Source organism: Phocaeicola sp. RTP21198st1_B8_RTP21198_201120 (assembly GCF_040929485.1).
GTDB classification, from domain to species: Bacteria; Bacteroidota; Bacteroidia; order Bacteroidales; family Bacteroidaceae; genus Phocaeicola; species Phocaeicola dorei.
This window is the reverse complement of the sequence record NZ_JBCOCI010000010.1, coordinates 1-23,593: the sequence shown is the minus strand read 5'-3', so window position 1 is coordinate 23,593 and position 23,593 is coordinate 1. Positions and strand designations below refer to the sequence as shown.

General features: G+C 40.4%; 10 protein-coding genes and 3 pseudogenes. 1 reads left to right on the top strand and 12 read right to left on the bottom strand.

What is annotated here, in order from left to right; translation table 11 throughout:
- Positions 1–21: 21 nt before the first annotated feature.
- The 4 genes from AB5935_RS06920 to AB5935_RS06905 all read right to left on the bottom strand — a co-directional run bounded on the left by AB5935_RS06920 (position 22) and on the right by AB5935_RS06905 (position 9,277).
- Complete coding sequence (locus tag AB5935_RS06920; protein WP_038611285.1) at positions 22–1,521, bottom strand: family 43 glycosylhydrolase; 1,500 nt, start codon at positions 1,519–1,521, stop codon at positions 22–24.
- Between the two features lie 9 nt (positions 1,522–1,530).
- A complete protein-coding gene (locus AB5935_RS06915) occupies positions 1,531–3,567 on the bottom strand; it encodes a RagB/SusD family nutrient uptake outer membrane protein (protein WP_007840585.1) in 2,037 nt (678 codons plus the stop codon).
- 30 nt (positions 3,568–3,597) lie between these two features.
- Entirely contained in the window at positions 3,598–7,008 is a 3,411-nt protein-coding gene (locus AB5935_RS06910) for a SusC/RagA family TonB-linked outer membrane protein (RefSeq protein ID WP_032934143.1), read from the bottom strand.
- Between the two features lie 247 nt (positions 7,009–7,255).
- On the bottom strand, positions 7,256–9,277 hold the full coding sequence (locus AB5935_RS06905; RefSeq protein ID WP_038611288.1) for an SUMF1/EgtB/PvdO family nonheme iron enzyme: 2,022 nt from the start codon (positions 9,275–9,277) through the stop codon (positions 7,256–7,258).
- A gap of 1,145 nt (positions 9,278–10,422) precedes the next feature.
- Between AB5935_RS06905 and AB5935_RS06900 the strand changes: the two are divergent.
- Positions 10,423–10,742 (top strand): annotated as a pseudogene (locus AB5935_RS06900) (transposase); the annotation flags it as partial.
- A 103-nt stretch (positions 10,743–10,845) separates the two neighbouring features.
- Here the strand turns inward: AB5935_RS06900 and AB5935_RS06895 are convergent.
- The 8 genes and pseudogenes from AB5935_RS06895 to AB5935_RS06860 form a co-directional block, all read right to left on the bottom strand.
- Positions 10,846–11,919, bottom strand: coding sequence for an alpha/beta hydrolase family protein (locus tag AB5935_RS06895; RefSeq protein WP_157134002.1), 1,074 nt, complete (start codon positions 11,917–11,919; stop codon positions 10,846–10,848).
- Positions 11,920–12,125: 206 nt separating this feature from the next.
- Entirely contained in the window at positions 12,126–14,435 is a 2,310-nt protein-coding gene (locus AB5935_RS06890) for a glycoside hydrolase family 3 N-terminal domain-containing protein (protein ID WP_051926305.1), read from the bottom strand.
- Positions 14,436–14,463: 28 nt separating this feature from the next.
- On the bottom strand, positions 14,464–14,760 hold the full coding sequence (locus AB5935_RS06885; protein WP_353798371.1) for a glycoside hydrolase family 95-like protein: 297 nt from the start codon (positions 14,758–14,760) through the stop codon (positions 14,464–14,466).
- Positions 14,760–15,518 (bottom strand): annotated as a pseudogene (locus AB5935_RS06880) (chlorophyllase/cutinase-like alpha/beta fold protein); the annotation flags it as partial. The pseudogene AB5935_RS06880 and the gene AB5935_RS06885, both read right to left, overlap by 1 nt.
- Before the next feature lie 84 nt (positions 15,519–15,602).
- A pseudogene (locus AB5935_RS06875) lies at positions 15,603–16,445 on the bottom strand (alpha/beta hydrolase); the annotation flags it as partial.
- Between the two features lie 103 nt (positions 16,446–16,548).
- Positions 16,549–19,008, bottom strand: a complete 2,460-nt coding sequence (locus AB5935_RS06870) for a two-component regulator propeller domain-containing protein (RefSeq protein WP_007840569.1) — start codon at positions 19,006–19,008, stop codon at positions 16,549–16,551.
- A gap of 223 nt (positions 19,009–19,231) precedes the next feature.
- Entirely contained in the window at positions 19,232–21,397 is a 2,166-nt protein-coding gene (locus AB5935_RS06865; RefSeq protein ID WP_007840567.1) for a RagB/SusD family nutrient uptake outer membrane protein, read from the bottom strand.
- Between the two features lie 32 nt (positions 21,398–21,429).
- Entirely contained in the window at positions 21,430–23,457 is a 2,028-nt protein-coding gene (locus tag AB5935_RS06860) for a SusC/RagA family TonB-linked outer membrane protein (RefSeq protein ID WP_368327373.1), read from the bottom strand.
- Positions 23,458–23,593 lie beyond the last annotated feature (136 nt).

The following is a 23,593-nucleotide window of genomic DNA, read 5'->3' as shown; positions in this document are numbered from 1 at the left end:
AAATTCCAGTTAAACAACGCATCAATCAAGATTTCTCAAAACAAAATCTGTTACTTCCACCTGCCCGTCACCACCGGCAAAAATACCTGGGCGAACAAACAAGAAACCATATACCGTATTATGATGTACTCCCGATATCTCAAATCCCCATGGATACTTATGCCATTTTTTACCATCGGCACTGTACCAGGCCGACAATACATTAGCATCATTCCGCAAACGTAACCACATCTTTCCACATTGGTTTGCTTGAGGTAATTTTGATTCCGTACGGCTTACTTGTCCACGCCGATAACGAAGCATCTGCTTATGATTAAAACCAAATCCAAAATGATAATTCTCATCATAATAAGCCACCAATCCGGCAGATGTATTTTCACCTTTCAATTCAAAACAAGCCTCCACTTCATATTTATGAGCACTGGTGCGTGCTAACAAGGGAGATCCTTCTTTTGGAGTATTCCCCTTTGCCTCTATACTGATTTTATCAGGAGTAATCCGGAACCGATCATTTAAGTTATGTTCCCGGCACGTCTGCCATACAAAATCTTTTATACCAGATAATTTCAAACGTTCCGGTGCAGGTAAAGAAATGGCTCCTTCTTTCAAATGTAACCATCCATCTTCTTTTTGGACCAGTTCACGTAAAAGGGTCTGACGCCCCAATGTCTGGAATCCGTTTTCATAAGCATGGAAAATCATAAATAACCGTCCATCTTCCGTATCAACAATAGAGCCATGCCCTTTACTCCACCATTTTTCATTACGGGATTCCGTACGAAGAAGCGGATTGAAAGGAGCATTCTCCCAAGGGCCCATTATATTTTTACTACGTGCCTGTACTACCATGTGACTGGTGGGAGGACCTGCCGTCCCCCCTTCGGCCGCAAATAAATAATAGTACTCTCCTACTTTTTTCACATTCAGACCTTCCATGGAAACTCCTTCTATATCCCATTCCTCCGGTATTTCCCATTCCTTATAAATTCTGACCGGTTCTCCTGTAATAGAGCATCCGTCATCCGACAACGGATATAAAGCGCCAGAACTGAGCAACAGATAACGTTTTCCATCCTCACTAACCACATGCTCCGGATCAATACCTCCTATTTTCAAATCTATCGGAGTGCTCCACGGACCTTCCGAACTATCAGCCCAAGTTACCATATTGGTCTTTCTCCCTTTTCCATTCAAGGTCGGGAAATAGATATAAAAACGATTGTTATGAACCACAATATCCGGAGCCCAGATATCTCCTGTAAAAGTAGTCAAAGCTGTGGAACACGGAGTCCAGTTTACTAAATCATCCGATTTGTAAACTACCAGTCCCGGGGTATAAACAAAGGAAGAATGAACCAGATAATAAGATTTTCCATAACGGACAATAGAAGGGTCTGAATTATCCCCCTCAAGAATGCGTACTGTAGTCTGATCCTCATTCAAAGGGTCTTGGGACTGCCCCCATAAAGGAAGCGTCCCAAAGGCCAATAAAAATGTGCAAATAGATAAAATGTTTTTCATATATACTCTTTATTCTTGTGCCAAGCCATATCCGTTCGTTATTTTGCCTTTAGACTTGCTCAGCGTTTCAAATGGAATAGGCCAATAATATCTGGGAGGAACATTACCTTCTTTTACTCCCGGCAATAAATTGCTATTTGTATAATGATCAGCATATTTCACCAATGTCACTCCCCAATCATCCTGTGTATAACCCTCGTCAAGCAATCTCTTTGCTTCAGCACCATCGGGATCTATATAATTAAACAGCCCCTCAATAGCCAGATTATGGTCTGTCCCAGTAACTTTTACCGGAGTAGTGCTATAATCATATTGACCTCTCCATCCCGGATACAGAGCCGGATTCGACTCATCTGGATCAAAAGTCAGCGGTGAACTTAAATACACTTTCTTAGTATATACATAATTCGAAATCACATTACCATTAGCAAATTCATGATATCCTTTTGTTTGCAAATCATTAACCATCTCCGTCATTTCTGCACGAACAGCTAAAGCTTTTTCCACAAACTTACCAGAACGAATCAAATCCCAGCGACGAGTCCCTTCACCTAGAAGTTCTAATTTGCGTTCTTGCAAAATAGCTTCCTTCAAAGCCTCACCTGAAGCTGAAATAGCATGTTCAGAATTCCCAAATGCACGTTGACGGATTTGGTTAAGTAATTGGATTGCTTCTCCTTCCGCTCCCAATTCCGCTTTGACCTCCGCTTGCATCAAAATAAGATCAGCAAGCCTCAACACCGGCCAATTCATTCCCGAAGTACGTTGAGATGTAGTATAAGGAGGATTCATACGATTCTCATCCCATTTATTAATAGCAATTCCCCCATCCAACTTGCTACCCGGAGTAAAAGACAACAGAGCTTCATTGCCATCACCTTTACTACCAGTAACAGTCACACTAGCATCTCTACGCATATCACCTGCTTCAAACTCACCATAATAGAAAGAGGGAATAATACGTAACGCCCCAAACGACTTGCAAGGCGCAGCCTGATTACTACCACCACTGGACGGACGTCCAAAAGCATAAGAATATTCACTGGTAGTAGTCTGCCCACTTTGTCCCCCTTGTATATTACCTACTTCAAAAATAGATTCTGGGCTCAGAGCCAGATCATGAGTATATTGAAAATGACGCTGAAACGGGTTATTCGCATAACTCCGGTCATCAACCGTAACTAAAGCAGCCGTCCCTTTATTATTCAAAGCAGCCTGAAAATACTTCTCGGCAATCTTATAATAATCTAGATAATCATTGCGCCGAGCATAGACACATCCTAGTTCTTCTTTTCCTTTTGTCGTAAACTGTACGTCACCATACAAACCGGGCACATCTGTACGAATTGTCTGATATCCACCGGAATAAAGAGCTATCTGTCCTAACAACGCGTCAGCAAACCCCTTGGAAAAACGTTCAGCAGTAATGCCACCTTCTCCCAGTGGATACATCAATGCTTCTGCCTCCTTCAATATCTCAATAAGATTATCATAAATTTCAAAACGGGAAGTCAATGAATAATCTTCCACATTGTTATTTTCATATCCATAAGGTACATCACCATAATGTTTTACCAAATCGAAATAGCAGAAAGCCTTCATTGTTAAAGCCTCACCATAAAGTTGAGTCCAATCATTTACTTTTCCTGCTGCCACAGCATCTTGAAATGCAGGTTTATCAGCTACCAATTCCGCTACCTTAGATGCACGTGCAATCGTAGTATAAAGCCCGTTGAAGCCTGAACCACCAGCATTTACACTTAACAATTCCGGTAATAGTCTAGCGTTGGCATTATTTAAAGAGCCTATTTCCGGATATATTTCAGAGTCTGAGCCAATGGGATCATTCCAACGATAAGCTCCCATAATACAATTCTGCCGATAATTAGCATAACACCAAGACAGGATTTTAAAAGTTTCGGAAGTAGAAGAGGTTACAAACTCATCTCCAGTGTTCTCCGGTGAAGAAGTATTCAGATAATCACTACATTGAGCAAAGGAACAGCATAGTGCCAATGCAGATATATATGTTGCTAATTTATTCATAATAATTAATTTAATGATTTGTTTTTTTGATTAGAAAGCAAGATTTAAACCAACCACAAACGAACGTGCTCTAGGATAAGTACCCCAGTCCAATCCTACTGTAGGGTATTTCGCCTTATTCTGAGAGGTATTAGCACTAACTTCAGGATCCAGACCTGAGTAACCGGTTAAGGTAAACAAATTATAGATTGTTCCATAAATACGCAATTTACTCAAACCAGCCTTATGCAAAACCTTATCGGGCAATGAATACCCCAATGTCAACGTGTTCAGACGCAAATAAGAACCATCTTCAATAGCAATACTGGAAGTAACCCCATTTTCACTATAAGGTAATGGTAAATTAGCATTTACATTAGCTGCATTTAATTGCTCAGGAGTAGTGAGACGAACTAATTTCCCATCTACCACGTCATAAATCTTATAGGAGTCTTTCATAAAACCAAGTTTATTCTCATATACTCCCTTTTCTTTTGCGCCGTACAAGGAAGCGATTTTATTCACATTATACACATCATTACCATAACTCCAATTAAAATACAATCCTAAATCAAAATTTTTATAAGTTGTATTGATATTGAAACCACCTGTATGAACAGGATTCATATCACCAATAATGGTAACATCTTTCTCATCAATGCTGCCACTATTATCCATATCCCTAAATTTCGGAAGACCCGGATAGGCATTTTGTCCGGACGGACGGTCCACCCCATGTACAGGATTAATAAAAGAACCTAAATCTGCCACGCCCTCTTTCAATATATATTGTCCGTTTACATAATTAAAGTCATCTGTAGTATAAAAGCCATCATATATAAAACCTCTGACCATACCCACAGGTTTGCCTTCCTGTAAAATATAATCCTCACCCGGGAAACTGCTACTGCCACACCAACTAGAGCCATATAAACCTGTTACATTTTCTGCCAACTTATCGACCTTACCCTTATTGAAATTTATATTCATACCAGCCGTAATATTCCAATCTTTATTTTCAAAAATCACACCTGACAAAGAAAACTCAATTCCCTTATTACTAGTCTGACCAATGTTATCATACGTAGATGTGAATCCGGTAATCCCCGGAAGCGAAGTCAACATCAGCAAATCCTTTGTTGTATTCCAATATAAATCCAAAGATCCCCACAAACGGTTCTTTAAAAATCCGAAATCGAAACCAAAATTACGTGTAATAGTTGTTTCCCATTTTAGATTTTTATTTGCCATTTGTTCCGTTGAAAGGTCATAAGAAGATGAATACTGGTTATTTAGTATATATTGATATCGTAAATCTGTTTCAGAAGTCCACGTTTGTGACCATAAATCAGAGCTGATACCATCATTACCTACCGTACCATAAGACAAACGGACTTTCAAGTTATCTAACCAGTCTTTCGTCCCTTCCATGAAAGTTTCTTCAGAAAGGCGCCATCCAAAAGCCGCAGCAGGAAAATATCCCCAACGGTGTTCGGGGGAAAACTTAGAAGAGCCATCGGCACGGAATGTCACAGTAAACAAATAACGATCCATCAATGTATAATTAGCACGACCAAAGAATGAGAGAATACGTCCGGGAATATCTACTCCAGAAGAAAATTTACTTGTTCCATGATCTGCATCATATTGGTTAATCATGGCAAATGCATTATCCTTTGTAAAATTAGAGGGAAAGTGACTAGCTGAAATTGACATTTTACTACCTCCGGAGTCTGTAACTTCATGTCCCAACAGAATATTCAAACGATGCTGTTTAGGTAAAAAATTGAAGTCATAACTGATTGTATTCGTCCAACGCAGTCCCCAACTGTCACGCTTTGTATATTCCACATTTCCCGCATATAGTTTGGCTCCTGTTTCGTCATCCAAATAATTATTATAAATAGCCCCCCCCCAAATCTTATCTTGTTCCCATGATTGGTTTAAAGTAAAGTCAGTATGATAAGCAAAGCCATCAAACAATCTCCAATTTAAAGATAAAGTACCACGAAGTCTTTGTTTAATATATAGTGGATCATAATCTCCGATACGAGCCACAGGACTATAAGTATCCCAGGTAGACTGACGACCATACATCTCCATATTCCCTTCACGCAAAGCATTCAAGTCCCCCAAAATATCACGAGTAGCAATCGGACGAAAACGATAAGAAGATGAAAGCAATGAGCCGGAACCATTAGTTGTTCCTTCATCTCCCATAGTACGCATATCACTATAACGAGTATCCAGATTAATATCTAAATTATCACGTAATTTCTGATTAATCTTCAACGAAACACCTCCACGCTTTGCATAAGAGTTAAGTTTCATACCTTGCTCATCCATATAGTTCATCGCAAACAAGACTTTTGTTTTTTCAGTACCTCCACTAACAGACAAATCATGATTATGGGATACAGAACTATTATACACATCTTTTTGGATGTTATAATTCTTGGTGTTACGATAGCTTTCTATACCCTCTGTATTACTACCCAAATAATCACCAATACCATATAATTTTTCAAATGGCAAACGATATGCATCGCCACTGGCGGCGGCATTTCCCCAAACAAATGACAAATAATCATAAGGATCTAATGTTTCCAAGTATTTAGTCGGAGTATTGAATTTAACATAGCCATTATAAGAAACCGAAACCTTTCCTTCTTTCGCTCCCTTTGTAGTCACAAGAATTACACCATTGGCACCACGCGCACCATAGATAGCTGTAGAAGAAGCATCTTTCAGCACATCAATACTTTCCACTTGATCAGACGGAATATCATTTAAAGAATTCACAGTTACACCATCTACTAAAATCAAAGGTTCATTACTTTGCGAAATGGAACCTCCTCCTCGCACACGAATAGAAATTGCCGCATCAGGACGTCCATCTTGTGAGGTAATGTTCACACCAGGAAGTTTACCTTGCATAGCCTGTGCTACATTAGAAACAGGCATAACAGACACGGTTTTACCACTAACAGAAGCAACAGAACCAGTCAAGTCCTTACGTTTAATAGTCTGATAACCAATTACTACCACTTCATCAAGCACCTCATTATCACTCTCCATCTTAATGGCAAACGTATTTTGGCTACCGACTTTTACATTTTGAGTCTTGTATCCGATATAGGAAACTACCAATGTAGCGTTTGCGGGAACTTCCAATGTAAATTTACCATCCAAATCTGTAACTGCCCCTGTAGTAGTCCCTTGAACTAAAACCGACACCCCAATCATAGGTTCACCTGTTTCATCAATAATGGTTCCGGTTATAGTCTTTGTCTGGCTAACAATTTGAGTATCATAGTTTTTCTCACCAACAGAAATCTCAGCCATCATCGGTATAACACTTATAGACATTGCGGCCGACAATCCCCAAATAAGAAAAGAACGGCTGGCTTTGCAACCGTATGCGCTTGCAAACAAACGCCTTGTTTTCTGAACATTTTCCATACTTTCCTGGGTTAACAAATAATCATTTTAGATTTAATAATTCTTTTTGTGTTCTCTTTAAGCGTGCGCCATAATCATAATATCTTAAATCACACATTGCAAAAGTAGAAATATTTTCGGAAAACAAAAATCATTTTGCATTATTTTACTTTATTTTATTTCGATTACTTTCATTTACAACAAACAATACAACTAGAAAACGAAAGTAAGACAATACAAAGTATTGGATATATGCATTCTACGTCCTTTAGTCAGACAAAGATTGAGGAGATATAATACTTTCGTTTCCTTTCAACCAAGCTAAATTAAATTTATAATAGAAGCGACTTGTTATCAAATGGATCATATTATCGGGTGTTTGTGTTCCAGCCAAATAACCACGAGGTTCGGCATGACCCTCATCCATTTCAAAAAACTGAGTCCAAGCTCCACCATTAAGAAAACGATAAGTACCGTCAGTCAACAAACGTTGTACAGGCCAAGTCTTACCTTCATCGTATGACAAAGCAGCATACATGCCATATCCTTTAAAAGACTTTCCTGACTTATCAGTAAACATCATACCACGCTCCTCCTTCGGAGTACGATAAGGATGCTCAGTAAAAGATATCAGTAAAATAGGACCTTCATTCAAACGCATCAATACCAGCCGTTGTCCTCCATCAATGGGGGGAAATTCCGAAGCGGAATAATGCCAAGTCTTACCCATATCATCAGACACACTCATGGGCATACGTAGATGTCCTTCTTTATCACGAATACTATTATTACGCCCCAATGCCATCAATCTGCCATCCTTCAATTGCACCACTCCGGCATGGATTCCAGCGATAGTGGTACCTGTCCCCCCTTCTTTAAAATCAGGCAAAGATGCTCCATCCCATGGATCCGTCCAAGTTTTTCCTTTATCCTTACTGATATGAACAGCCGCCCCGTCTCTTCCACCTGGTCCGGCATCACAAGCCTGAACAAACCAGCCTTCCTTTGTAATAGAGGTTCCGGCTATCACTTGATGGCGTCTCGTATGTTCTGGAGCAATAATACGAGGTTTACTCCAAGTTTGTCCATTATCTGTACTTGTACGCAAAGTCATCATCAAATTCTGCCAATGTCCGGCCGCCTCCACTCCATTAATATGATAAAGAGTCCCTTGATGGTCATTCAATAATGCAGTTCCGGTCAAGTTACGATCAGCTATCTGATAAAACATACGGGGCTTCTCCCATTCACTACTTCCGGCACGCAAACGCGAAGAGAGCACCACCATCTCACGCCCTTTTTCTTCATTGGTAGAAAACCACACAGCTAACAAATCTCCATTATCACACCAAGTCAATGCCGGCTGATGATTATGTTTGAAAAAAGGCGTTCCACTATGCGCATCCGGTTCATGCACATAAACCAAAGGAGCAGTGAAGACAGGTTCCGTGATATATTGAGAGGCCCAATCCCATTTTATCTGAGACACAACATACTCATCTTTTGGCTGAGAAAGCGGAGCGGTCTGCGGATACTCTGCCTGTACCACCCGAAAGCCCGTCATTGCATGTTTATCCTCTGGCAACATAGCCATACGGTTTGCCGAACGGAGATATTTCACCGGTGTATTATGACTACCTCCTCTGGTCACCCGTGCTATGCCATCCGAATATCCTACCGGATCTGTCTGTTCCTTATCTATATAAGGTCCATACCAGTCCAGGCACCATTCTTCCACATTTCCACACATATCATATAGTCCCCAGTCATTAGGAGGGGTTTGAGCCACTTTCAAAGACAACGGTTTTGGAGTAGCTGTTATCACTTGATTTTTTTGCCAAGCAACAGGAAGTTTGTCATCCATATAGAAATTCCAATAACGACCTGCCTTACAGGCATACTCCCATTCAGCTTCAGTAGGCAGACGATAAGTTTTACCTTCTTTTTGAGTCAACCAGTCACAAAAGGCAACAGCATCTTGATAAGTTACGTACACCACCGCTTCATCATCTTCACTTGAAAAACCATTTTTACCACGTAACGTCTTGTGCTCAGGGCAGAACAATTCATACTGTGCATTAGTCACCTCGGTCATTCCCATTTTAAAAGATTTGGATATATGTACCTTATGCATAGGCGCCTCATCATAATTCTCATCTTCACCCAAGGTACCCATATAGAAATTTCCTGCAGGTATTTCTATCATTGGAATCAATTCACTTTGTGCTACAATACTTTCCGGCCATATAATAATGCTCACTATTGCACTTATTAAAACTTTTAATTTCATTTCGTATCAGATTAGAATGTGTCTGGGTGCAAAAATAACAGGCAATCAAAGAAGAACAAGGTAAAAATTGGTCTTTTATGTGCACAATTTAGCAACATAAGAACATGGTCGAAAAAACAGATTGGGATAAATAGAGTGGGAACTTCTTTAAGACATTCTATAGTAAGACGTTCTTGATCTTGCAGACAGGCAAAAAAGATAAGTTCGTTTTTTTAAAAGATCCTTATCTTTTTCTAAAAGAACAAGGTCTTTCTGCACATGAAGACAACACTGATGGTTCAACACGTATATACGTACAACCTCACGCGAACGTATATGTAGCCCTACGTGAACGTTCATGAAGACCCACATGAACATTCGTGTAAAAACAGGCTGTTTTTCCCCGGAACGTCTTCCCTTTCATGACGGGAGTCTTTTCCAAACTGACGGCATAACTTTAGGGAGTTTCCACCATTGTTCCCGGAAGTTATGCCGTTAACTTTCGGGACTACTCCTATCAATACAAAAAAACACATTTTATCTCTCATGCTCTCACCTTTTATCGCTTTCCCCCGATGAATAAAGCGTTTCAAGGGTGAGAGATGGGGTGAGAGATACCTCTAAAGGTGAGAGCAGTTGCCCTCACAAAGGCAGAAAATGTCCTATCACGTATTTAGAAATAAAATATTTTTTCTCTTTGGATCAATCAGGATATATGTATAAAACCATAAGATTACGACATCTCCATATCCTTGAATTTAATCCAAACTATCATATATAATGCTTCACAATTATAATACCTAATAAAAGAATCAAAGCTCCCCCCCAAAAGTTATCTATGAAACTTATTGAGAAAAAGTAAGATAATCTATCTACCCATAACAATAGCTCATACTCGGAAGATGTCGTTCTTGAGGAGGATGGGCAACTTTAAAAGCACCATACAAAATAACGAATACCGCCTTATCGAACATTAGGAAACAAGGATTATTCTAATATAACATGAGTTCGATATAAATATGCAGATATATCATTGCTGATTAGGAACATAGTAATAAAAGTATTAAATTTATAGTGCTGAATTATAACATTTAAACGATTATCCCTATGTTCTCAGAGTCCATAGTTACAGAGTTTAATTGTATGACACAATGTGGATGTCCCATGAGCCTTTGAAGCAGGGAAAATTTCTAGAAAACATATAGGAAGAATTATGCGCTGACAAGGGATATATCGGGCTGATTATGTTTGAGAATCTTTTCCTTAACGGAATACAGCTTGTCACCAAGGTAAAAAACAGCATGAGCGATTCCTTGATGAGCATAGCAGATAAAATTCTGCTTAGAAAGAAGGTGTTGATTGAAACAGTCAGTAATGAATTGAATAATATCGCACAGATTGAACATTCAAACACCGTTCCTTCAATAATTTCTCTAAAAATCATTCCATATCCTATCGGTGGCTCGAAATTCCTATCTACAGATAACGACGTATCAAAAAAATCGCCTATGATTTCATTGGTCAACTGATAGGCTATGGAATGACGGTTATATTACATAGCTGTAATGCTTTAGTTGTAGAGAACGATTTTATTTTGCATACAACAAAGTTCTTTTAAGAAAATCAATAGCTATCGAAACTGCCGTCTGTGGTTCAGGATTAAAACTATGGTCGTAGCCATCGAGCTCATGATACTCGCTGTCAGTCCATATTTTATGATAGCGAATACCATAAGTATATGGAGCCGTGCGGTCACCTGTGCCATGAATGATGCAGGCACGGCCTTGGAATTTTGCGGCTGTTTCGTAAATAGGCAAGCGGAATGTAGTCTTGATAAACTCACGCCCAATGCACTTATCGCCAACTTGCACAACCTCAGGAGGATCAAGCGGATCGTAACGTTTACCCATCAGCAGCCCTTTGATGCAATCATCGCGGAGCACAGCTGCCGGGCACATCAATACGGCTGCCTTTATCTTCGTTGAACCCAATTCACCAACAGCCATGCTAGTTACCACACCACCTTGTGAAGCTCCTAACATAGCGATACGTTCACGGTCAACAAAAGGCAATCCTGCAGCATACTGATATACACATTTGGCGTCCTCAACCTCATTGAGCACAGTCATGTCTTTCATTTTTCCATCGCTCTGTCCGTGACCGTTGAAATCGAAACGAAGTGTAGCTATACCTTCGTTTGGGAGTTGCTTTGCCACCATGTAAGTAGTACCTCTGTCACGATTGCCTCCAAAGCCATGACAAATTATCACGATGGGACATTTCTCACCAACTTTGAGCACGGGCACTTCAAGTGTTGCCGCCAATCGTCCGCGTGCCCCCTGAATTCTAAGTGTATCGACCATGGATATTTGCGTAGGATTCCAACTATTAAGAACATAGACTGGATTTCGATAGTTGCCAATCAATTCGACGTCTTTCTCCAAAGCAAATTGACAATTCCACTTGTGTTGCTTTGAATTATCAACCTTTTCAACCGGATTACCGAGTTTGCTACTATTGTATTCCACCATTGTGACTGAAGGAAAAGCAATGCTGTTCCAACCCTCAGAACAAATATTACCCAATAAACAATCGATGGCAACATTTTCTGCACTAGGATAATCATGGTCATGATTATCCTGGGTACATCCGAGATCTGCCATACATCCATTATCAGTATCGAAGGCTTTCTGATTAACTGCCGCCAAAGCACTAGCTAGAGCTTCAAACTTTGTTATTCTATACTGTTTGTTCTTAAAATTTGGAACCTTAATACTCTGTTCAATTTCTACATACTTCGCTTGCCATACGTCTTGAGCCGAAACGATTATGGGTATCAATAGTAAACAAAACAACAATTGAATCTTTTTCATTTTACTATAAATTTTATATCTTGCAAATCGGTAGAGTTAGGCCCCACCATGAGTGTGAATGTACCAGGCTCTACTACCTCTTGCATCTTGCGGTTAAAATACTTCAGAGTAGTGCGGTCAACTGTGAACCTCACAATTTGCTCTTCGCCTGGTTTGAGAAATATCTTCTTAAAGCCTTTCAGTTCTTTAATAGGGCGTGTCACTGTACTCAAATCATCGCGCACATAGAGTTGTACCACTTCCTTGCCTTCCACAGAACCTGTGTTCTTCACTTTAACGCTTAGTAGAACGCTTCCATCTACCGTCATTTCCTTTGTACTGAGTTTGGGCTTGCCATATTCGAAAGTGGTGTAACTCAAGCCGAATCCAAACGGATAAAGAGGTTCATTATCCGCGTTGATGTAACGTAGCCCAAAGGCAGATGGATGACGATTGTAATAGGCTGGCAAGTTGCCGACTGAACGAGGAAATGAGACAGGAAGTTTACCTGAAGGATTGACTTTACCCAATAATACCTCTGCCACAGCCTTACCCGTAGCCTCACCCAAATACCAACCCTCTAGAATGGCGTCAGCCTCAGCCGCAATCCTGTTAATGGTAAGCGGCCGACCGTTCATCAGATAAACTATTATCGGTTTGCCAAGCGTACAGAGCGAATCGAACAATTCCTGCTGACGTCCATACAGGCAAAGGTCGTTACGATCACCCAGTCGCTTCATTCCTGCACTCTCGCGACAAGTACGAGGTGTGCCACCAAGAACCAGAATGACAATATCGCTCTGACCGGCCACCTCCATAGCTTCACATATCAACTCATGGTCCTTGTCTTCATCGTAAAATGCTGGCTCAGGATGGCGCCAATAGCCATCATCAGAATGAATCTTACAACCCTCGGCATACTTAATGGAACATATCTGATTGAGTTCTGAGAGTACCTTTTGCAAACCGTCAAGAATAGAAATCCCCTTGTCATAGCTCCACTCAGTGGTATAACCTCCATAATGGGCGTGAGCAGCATTAGGACCTATTACAGCAATATCCTTGTATTTGTCAAGATTGAGAGGCAAAATACCTTGTTTATTCTTCAACAGCACAACTGATTCACGAGCCATATTGAGCGACAACAAGAGATTTTCTGCCGAACGGTTATTCTTCATGGCATAATTCTCATCAGCGTACGGATTTTCAAACAGCCCCAAACGGAATTTCAGCCGCAACACACGTTTCACGGCACGGTCGATACTCTTCTCTTCAAGCCGTCCGTCGTGTACCAACTTCACCAAGTTTTTATAGGCGTTAGTACGTGCCAGCTCTACATCGACTCCAGCATTAAGCGCCAATAGAGCTGCTTCATCCATATCCTCAGCACAATGATGAGAATGGGCAATTGTACCAATGCCTCCGTAGTCAGATACCACAATGCCTTCAAATCCCCATTCGCGTCTCAACAAGTCATCAAGAAGCCACTGATTGGAATGGCAAGGCTGTCCGTCATATTCCACATAAGCAGCCATCACCGATGCAACCTTAGCCTCCTCTACAGCAGCCCGAAACGGCACAAAATCGGCCTCACGCATCGTTCGTTCGCTCATATAGTTAGGCGAAAGATTGAGACCGCCAAGTGGCTGCCCAGAAGCCCCCAAATGCTTAACAGTGACACCTATATGGTCCTTACCTATATTATAGGTATCACCCTGCATACCGCTTATAATAGCAACACCCATTCGAGAAGCCAAATAAGGATCCTCACCATAAGTTTCCTCAGTGCGACCATACCGTGGGTCGCGAGCCAAATCAAGATTAGGCGAGAGCGAAAGATTACTTCCTCTGCTTCTAGTTTCGCGAGCAATAACCTCCCCAACTTTTCGTTCAAGATCTACATTCCATGACGAACCACGAGCAATAGCCTGAGGAAATACTGTCGCACCAGCCATCATCACACCATGAAGCGTCTCTTCATGAATTATAGCGGGTATGCCCAGTCGAGTGCTGTCCATCAGAAAATGCTGTAGAGCATTTACCAATTGTACAGTTTGCTTAGGAAGCAGTTTCTCACCCGTACGACTCAACTGTCCCAAACCGTTGCGGAGTCCATCTCGTTGCATTATTATGCCATTCTCCACTTCCAAATTACCAGTAGAACCAAGTTGCGCTACTTTCTCCTCAAGAGTCATTCGTCCTAAGAGATCTTCTACACGTTCCTCTATTGCTGCTTCCGGATTCTTATACAAAGGCTTCTGGGCGAAAGTGAAAATGGGGAATACGGCACAGAACGTAATACTATATAAAAACAATGTTTTTTTCATTTCTATTCATTAATTATAACAATATGGATTATAATCTCTGGTATAGCTTATTTAGATTATCGCCAAAAGCTTTCTTTACACCCTCGCCCTTAAAAGGAACATATGAACATAGACGCAAGTTGCCCCCCTTACGAGAAGTGATATCCGCAGAAATGAGTATTCCTGCTTCCCATTTTATGTCCACCATAAAACCACCACGAGCACAGATTCCCTTCACAGAGCCACTCTTCCCCTCATCTGGTATGGCTGGTAAAGAATGAACAGCTCCATCTTGACCCCGGAAGCAATATTTCAACCACACCTGCTGTAAAACCGAAGTAACCATCAAAATTTACTTTTTATTTCAAACATTGAATAGCGCTGGGGATCACCTTTTTTGAAGACCTTCGATAATGTTTTCTTGTGCTTCAGTTGCCAGTCAAGCCAGTCTAGACTGAGTTTAGCATAACTACCACCTTGGGGCTCATCAAAAGCACCTGTATGACCTGCAGTCTTATGGTTAGCCATTACCACAGGGACAGTGATTATGTTGTCGTAATCCATCATTGCATTTCTAGCAGCTATATCATCGTCACCTCCAAGCATATAGAGAATGGGAGCATGAAGATTTTTCAGTGACTCCATGTCAACTCCTGCCATTTTCATTTCACCTAAGCCTGAGTTGTACATAATATGAGCCTTAAAACGTGGGTCACCACATACGGCAAGCACCTGAGCACCTCCACACGACTGCCCAGCCGAAGCTACTGCCTGCATATCCACCATATTATAATATTCGCTCTCAGAATCATTCAATTGCTGCTCCATCCAATCAAGAGCATAAATGAGTTGTTGAGGATTGGTCTTGTGATTACCTTCCAGACTATACTCCATACGTAATTCACCAAGAGCTATCACAATGTAGCCATGAGAAGCTATCTCGTTAAGCATACCTTCAAAACGTACAGAACAATCGTGGCAACCGCCATTCGCAAAGACCACCAATGGCAGAGCCTTCTCCTCGCACTCTACAGCTACCTTAAGGTCGGCAGGACGATACACCACATAATCATTCAATGTGTTCACTTTGGCAGCGATGGCCTTATAAGGACCTGTACCACCATTCTCAATGGTCTTTTTCTGGATGATTTCAGCTTTTTGGTTGTCGAGTCGCTGGTTTAGTAAAGAAAGCCAGTGACTCAATTCCATAGTCCACATAGGCTTATACTTAAAAGCATCCTTAAATCCCCAGCCGTGTCCTCCTTCAGGATAAACATGTAGGGCTGACCAAACACCAGCTTTTTTCAATTCTAGAAAATAGTTGACACACAGATCCACACAAAGTCTATCGTCCGCACTCACCATAATGAATGCAGGAGGTGTGTTCGCTACCACTTCAAGTTTATTATCTTGAAAAGCAAGTTTCGAATTTGTTCCATTCTTTTTGCAACCCTCCATTGCTGGAGTTATAGCTCCATAAAACATAATCTGAAAGGCTGGACGTTCCTTGGGGGTACGAAAGCCCGTGGCCAAAGTACAAGCCAAATGGGCACCTGCCGATGAGCCCTGCACTCCTATTTTATTATTATCAACACCCCATTTTTTAGCATACTCATGCATCAATGCCATAGCCTGACGAATATCGCTCAACGGACATTCGAAATGTCCATTTGGCATACGGTATTTCAGCACAGCGAACGTGATCCCCTGAGCATTGTACCAAGCAGCCTGATCGATGCCCTCATGCTCGAATGCTAGATGCTGATATCCACCACCAGGACAGGCTATCACTGCCATACCATTGGGATTAGGTGCGGGAAACACTGTTAATGTTGGTTTCGTAACGTTAGTAATACGGTTATTTTTATTACGATATTCCTCGCCTGTGAGCCCGTTGTCATTTGGAGCTCCATTCGGCCAAAGTTCAATCACGATAGGTTCCACCTCCATTAGCTTTTGGGCGGATAATGAAAATGGGAATCCTACAAGAAATGCTGCACATAAAAAAGAAAATAGTAGTTTTTTAAGCATAAAATTAAGTTTTAGTAAATTATTCATGCATAAAATTATTGCTATTTTTTTAAAACAAGTCAGGTAACAAACACAAAAAAGTCTGTTTGAATAGAAAAGTGCATCAATTTAGAATTTTATGGGTATCACGATATTCCGATGGACTCATATTTAAATCACGTTTGAAAGCACGACTAAAATAACGCTGACTCGTGTAACCACAGCGAGAGCTAATGTCTTTCACCAATAACTGAGTACTTTCCAGCAAATGACATGCCTCACGTATGCGAGCAGAAGCTAAAAAGTCCATAGGTGAATTGCCAGTAAGCAATTTCATTTTCCTGTAGAGGACTGACTTACTCGTAATTGTAGCCAAAGCCATGTCATCTATTGTGGCATTAGCATTCGAAAGATTCTCTTCTACAAATGCCGATACGCGCGACAAGAATTCGTTATCATATTCTGATAGCTGTTCTACAGCTAGTATTGTTGTCTGCGTTTCTGCTTGCTTATGATTGGGGGCTACTCCGATCACAGACTTCCTTCTCCGAAGAGTTGTAACTTCTGATTCTCTAATCCTTGCATTTTCCTCAATCAGTTTCAGATAAGTATCAGCAATTTCACGTTGACGGCGTTTTATAACTTTTAAGTAACGGATGATATAACCCCAACCTACTACTACAACCATTATCAGCAACACCTTAGCTAAAACAGTCTCACTGAACTTTGGTTCAACGAAAACCTTTATATGTCTTATATTGTCAGCCCATCCTCCAGAAGCATCAGTGGAACGCATCTCCAAGACATATTCACCTGGGCAGATATCCATTAGCGTCAAACTATGCTGCTCCCCCAAGTCTATCCAATTGGTGTTCTCTTCTCCTTCCTTCATGAAACGATACGCGTAGACTATGTTCTCATTGTAGATATAATCCAAAGCAGCAAACTGAACCGATAGGTTGCGCTCATCCGGACTAAGTAACAATGTATCCCCCTGTAACCCGTGGCGATAACCATCAACACTTGCATTCAGAATAACTAGCGGTGGCACATAGCGCTTCGCGATATACTGCTTCATGTCCATCACATATACGCCACTAGACACTGGTACTAACCACTTGCCTTCAGCAGTGATGAGTGGCGCGCATTCTCCATGGGATACATTAATTGGATATGGGTAGTGGTCATAAACAGTTCTTGTATTAGTGGATTCGTCTACATTCTCAATACGGTTGGACGACACAATCCATATTTTTCCGTCCCATTCACTCAGTGACAGTATCACGTTTTGATAGTGGCTCATACGATGAAAACTCTGTTTATCTTCCTCCATATAGCAGAGCCCACGGCTTTCCGTACCCACGTAAATACGTCCACTAGAACTCTCTAGAAGTGACATCACTGCATTGCTAGGCAGACTCGCTTCATTGTCGGGTTGATTAAGGTAGAGGTGAAACTTCATCTTCTGTAAGTCTTTATCAATCTTGGCAACTGCCAATCCTTCAGGACCGGCCAACAACAACTCTCCACTGCTTGTCAGCAGCAGACGACGAATGCTTTTCATCGGTGTTTCCACATTATATATAATATAGTGCTCGCCCTTTTGGATCACCTTCAAACCATCATCCATTGTGGCTACCCACAAACGTTCCAAACTATCGCACTCAAAACTGTAAACATCTAAGTCTGGCAGAATATTCTCTAGCGTTTTTCCTAAAACAAAGACCCCCTCTCCCTTACAACCCAGCCAAAGTTTATCATCGAAACGATCCATGCAATATACTTTTCTTCCAAAGTGATCCATCTTGTTCGACAAATGTCCTTGGGCATCGAGATACTGCGGTGACGACTGTAGGTCAGCGTAATATCTGACCATTCCATTGCTTGAAGCCATCCAGAACGACTGACCATCGCTATCTGAAAACAAGCACTTCACCGCTGCACCACCTGAGAATGCTAAACGATGAATATTGTTGTCAAAGAAGGCTATGCGACAAACTCCATCGTGTCCATATATCCACAAGCATTTTTGGCGGTCTATGAAAAATCCTGTGATATGGTTCAACTTTATACGGTCTGGCATATTCGTAAATGTATTATCGTCCTGACCACAATAGCTAATTCTACCGTCAAAAGCAATCTGCCATCTCGTGCCGAAATCGTCAGTCAAACTAATTTCAGTCTTTATCTGTAAAGGGTGTAGTGTCATCTTCTGCTTGGCGTACTCCTTCTCCACCCCATTAAGCCTAGAAAACACATGACTAACCACATTGAAGTTGAAAAAATCATCATCTATGGCACATACAAAATTTCCATCCTCTTCCATCACTACATTACGAAAGCGATCGGAAGTGCTCAAAGCATCATTGCTCTTATAGGTGTGAAACTCATAACCATCATAAAGGCAAAGACCATTCCAAGTAGCCATCCAGATAGCACCTTGTTTGTCCTGTATTATACGAGTGATGTGATTGCTGGGTAGTCCCTTCAGTTCATTAAAATACAAAATTTCACATACAGGTTCACCCCATACCTTTACCACAAGCATGAGCACTATCAACACCAATAATAAACATCGTTGCATATAAAAGCACATTAGCTATCAATAATAGTTATACAATTGAGAAGCAAAAATTAATAAATTACTACCCACCCCCTTTGAACACTTAGATCAGAAATTCCAAAAATCTGGTATATCTATAAAAAGCTTACTCAGGAATACGTTAAGCTTCGCAAACCTGAGTAAGACTTTAAGATTTTATTTACAAAGGTCTTTATCAAACCTCTCTTTATTTACTTATAATACATTATTCTTGTCCAAAACCATATCCATTAGTCAATACACCATTTGAATTCTTAATAACATCAGGATGGTAAGGAATCAAATAAATAGGAGCCTCACCTGCAACGTATCCATTAAATACATATGAATTGTATTCATTCTCCAATTCTGCGATTTTTGCTCCCCACGGTTGTTTTGTATATCCATCGGCTTCTAAAGCTTTAGCCTCACTTCCATTTGGATCAATATATTCAAACAATCCTTTGATAGCAAGATTAGTAATATTACCTGCCGTAAGATTCTTTGTTGAAGTTCCATTGGAAGAAGCTACAGATGCCCAATCATCGTTCTGACCTCTCCAGCCTGGGAAAAGTACAGGATTCGTTTTATCAGTACAAGTCGTGGTAAGTCTATAACTAACACCAAAATCTGCCGGATTTACTTTTTTAACCCAAATATAAGATGAAATGGTATTACCATTATCAAAAGTATGATAACCTTTAGACTTTAAATCACTGATCATTGTACTAGTACGCTTATGGAAGTTATCAATAGCCGCACCTAATTTATTATTACGAATCAGATCATAACGACGGATACCTTCACCACCAAACTCCAACTTACGTTCTTCAAGGACAGCATCCAATACAGAACCACATTTACTGATAAAGCCATCTACATTAGCTTCTGATGTAGAAGCAAAAGCACGATTACGAACCATAGACAAATATTGCTTGGCAGAAGCGTCATCACCCAATGCTGCTTTTACTTCAGCCAACATCAAAATGATATCCGAAAAACGCATATAAGGAGTATTGATACCAGCCTGACGGCTCTTAATAACCCAAGGATTAGCTTGACGATTCTCGTCCCATTTATTCAAAGCAATACCACCATTATTAGCTACAGAGCCCATAGTAAAAGGAATAATCTTCTCAGAGCCATCACCAGTCGAACCGGTCACCGTACATGTAACGTCACGGCGCATATCATTCGGATCAAAATCACCATAATAATAAACTGCATGGAAACGGCTCTGACCATAGTTTTTACAAGGATAAGCAGCAGAACCGCCACCAGACGACGGACGTCCGAATGCATAAGGACGTTCACCCTGCTTACCACGAGTTTCAGGAATTTCATATACATTTTCATCTGCAATCGTTTCATCCATCATTTGTTGGAATACATACTGATAAGGATTACCAAATGTCTTCTTATCACTGCTTCTAGGGTCATTAACCTGCAAAGCTGTAGTACCAGAATTATTTACAGCAGAAGTAAGATAAGTTTCTGCAATCTTATAAAACTTCTCCCAATCTGTACGGCGACCATAAAAACACTGAGTAGCTGATGTTTCGCCTGCTTTCTCAAAAGACAATACATTACCGTCAAGATCCTTATAATAATCATTTCCAAAATCAGAACGACGAGTCTGATATCCACCTTCCATCAAAGCCATGCGAGCAATCAAGCCTTGTACATAAGTTCTAGTCATGAAAGTCTTATCAATCCCCGAAGATTCTCCCGCTCTAAACATTAAAGGCTCAACCTCTTTCAATTTATTAATATGATATTCCGCAATCACATCACGGGGAGTTATCTCACTGGCCTCTTCACCAGCCTGAAGCTGATGAGGAATATCTCCATAAAAACGAATCAGTTCATGATAACAAGTAGCACGCAAAGCGACAGCCTCACCATAAATCTGACTCAATTCAGATGGTCCGTCCTGAGTCGCAAATCCAGCAAAAGCAGAAGACCCTTCCACAGCAGAAATCAATGTATTTGTTGTAGCAATAATAGCATACAGTGATTCCCAAGTTCCTTTTGCATTACCATATTGAGAAATAGTATAGTTAGAAGGTCCCTTCTTTGTAAAAGTAGCATCTGAATAACCATATAAATTTTCAGGAACATGACGAGCTATTTGTGATGCATAAGCCTCAGGATGACGCTCTGCATCAGAACCACAAACCACCAAGTCATAAAATACGCCATTAGAATGTACCCCTGCATTTCCACGCCACTTTTCATAAGCATTATAAAGTGCGGCACGGGCAGTAGACGCTTCAGAAAATACAAAATCCACATCAGCCTCTGAAGGTGAAGAAGTATCCAAGAAGTCTTCACAAGATGTAGCAGCAAACAGCATTCCTACACCCATCATTGTATATAATATTTTTTTCATCGTTACGTGTTTTTTAATTATTAGACTTCAAATTAAAATTCAACATTCAAACCCACCGTAAATGTACGAGCACGCATGTATGCCCCCCAGTCAAGTCCAAGAGTAGGATAAGACTTGGCTTTATCCGGATCTGAGTTTACTTCAGGATCAAGACCTGAATAACCTGTAATGCAGAATAAATTACCTCCCGTGACATATATACGTACTTTCTGCATGTATGCTTTTGTTGTCCATGCTTTTGGCAAAGTATAACCGACAGTCAATGTATTCAAACGCAAATATGAAGCATCCTCTACATAATCAGATAATATAGGGGCATCTTCATAATAAGGAAGAGCATATTTAGCATTAGCATTTAATTGTTTCAAAGCTGTCGGCTCTATTACCGGTACCAAATTTCCATTCTGTATATCATACAATTGAAAAGCACCTGCCAAATCTTTATACTTATTAAGTCCCAAACCAGTTTCTTTACCACCACTAAGCTGACTCATTGTAGCAACATTATATACTTTTCCTCCAATCTGATAAGTGAAATTAGCTCCAAAATCAATATTTTTATAATTACCATTTAAAGAAAAACCACCTGTATGTTTTGCTTGGACTTCACCCAAATCAACAACATCATCCAAGTCAACAATACCACTTTTATCAACATCCTGTAATTTCAAAGCGCCAGGAAAGGCAATCTGACCATCTGCCACTTGCAGTTCTGATGGTCTACGATAAGTACCAGTAGCTGCAGTTGAGATATCAGGTATACCTGCTTTTAATTTATAAACGCCATCCACATAATCAAAATCATCTACCGTATAGAAACCGGCACTTTTGAAACCTCGAATAACACCTACAGGTTTGCCCTCTGACAGAACATAGTCATATGAAGGATGTTGTGCTGAAGACCCCCATCCACTATTATAGTAAATATCTTTACCACCATCTAACTCATCAATATTATTCTTATTGAAGTTATAAGTCGCCGATACGTTCAAATTAAAATCTTTAGTACGAATCAAATGATAATTCAAAGCCAATTCAACACCTTTGTTAGAAGTCTGACCAATATTTCGATACTGATAGCTATAACCTGTAGAAGAATCAATTTCTTGACGCATCAACAAATCACTTGTTGTATTCCAATACAAATCCAAAGTACCAGACAAACGGCTTCCCCACAATCCAAAATCAAAACCAATATTACGTGAAGTAGTAGTTTCCCATTTCAAGTCTGGATTAGCTTTCATTCCGTTCGGTTCATAAGTGGAGACCACATTACCATTATAAGTAGTAGTTCCTGTTTTCCAAGTTTCACGCCATAAACTAGCATCAATATTATCAGCCCCCGCAAGTCCATAAGAAAGACGCAATTTCAAATTATCAACAACTCTTGCCAATGGCTGAAAGAATGGTTCATCAGAAATACGCCATGCAAAAGCACCAGCAGGAAAATATCCCCAACGATGATTGGGACCAAACTTAGAAGAGCCATCAGCACGTAATGTAGCAGTCAATAAATAACGTCCCTTCAACGAATAGTTACCACGTCCAAAGAAAGAAACCGTAGTAGAAGGAGTATTAATTTTATTTGAATAAGAATTATCGGCATGACCAGCTTGATACATATTGAACATACCAAAGACACGATCCATGTCCCAGCTTTCAGCCATCGAATATCCGGCACCAATCATTTCACTTGAAGCACCCGTATTTTTAATGACTTCGTTACCCAACAAGAAAGAAAGATTATGATTATCTCCCAAACCTTGTACTTCATAATTCACTGTAGTAACAGAACGCCAATTTTCAGTATTGCCTTTTGTCAACTTAGCATATTTATATCCTCTAGTAAAATTATCAGCAGAAGAAGCAGAACCATCATCGTAATATTTACCCTCACTCCATCCGTGACCAATCGCAAATTCTGTACGAGCTTTCAAACCTTTAATAATCTCCCAGTTCAAAGCAGCATTTGCACGGATATTTTGGCGATTTGTCAAATCAGTGATAGCATTAGTAAGACCAACAGGATTGGCACCCACCTCAATATTCTTAGATCCCATCTGGAACAAAGCATCGTCACCGTTTCCTAAAGGAGTATCAATCGGACGATACTGATAAGCCTCAAATCCGCAACTAAGCCCTTGAACGTCCTTATTGCGTTTACACGTCCTCTCATTACTGAATTTGCAGATAATT

Excerpts from the sequence above, each read along its gene's own strand:
- AB5935_RS06920 (WP_038611285.1), bottom strand. The coding sequence starts at position 1,521 with ATGAAAAACATTTTATCTATTTGCACATTTTTATTGGCCTTTGGGACG.
- AB5935_RS06915 (WP_007840585.1), bottom strand. The coding sequence starts at position 3,567 with ATGAATAAATTAGCAACATATATATCTGCATTGGCACTATGCTGTTCC.
- AB5935_RS06910 (WP_032934143.1), bottom strand. The coding sequence starts at position 7,008 with ATGGAAAATGTTCAGAAAACAAGGCGTTTGTTTGCAAGCGCATACGGT.
- AB5935_RS06905 (WP_038611288.1), bottom strand. The coding sequence starts at position 9,277 with ATGAAATTAAAAGTTTTAATAAGTGCAATAGTGAGCATTATTATATGG.
- AB5935_RS06895 (WP_157134002.1), bottom strand. The coding sequence starts at position 11,919 with ATGGCAGATCTCGGATGTACCCAGGATAATCATGACCATGATTATCCT.
- AB5935_RS06890 (WP_051926305.1), bottom strand. The coding sequence starts at position 14,435 with ATGAAAAAAACATTGTTTTTATATAGTATTACGTTCTGTGCCGTATTC.
- AB5935_RS06885 (WP_353798371.1), bottom strand. The coding sequence starts at position 14,760 with ATGGTTACTTCGGTTTTACAGCAGGTGTGGTTGAAATATTGCTTCCGG.
- AB5935_RS06870 (WP_007840569.1), bottom strand. The coding sequence starts at position 19,008 with ATGCAACGATGTTTATTATTGGTGTTGATAGTGCTCATGCTTGTGGTA.
- AB5935_RS06865 (WP_007840567.1), bottom strand. The coding sequence starts at position 21,397 with ATGAAAAAAATATTATATACAATGATGGGTGTAGGAATGCTGTTTGCT.
- AB5935_RS06860 (WP_368327373.1), bottom strand. The coding sequence starts at position 23,457 with ATGGGATCTAAGAATATTGAGGTGGGTGCCAATCCTGTTGGTCTTACT.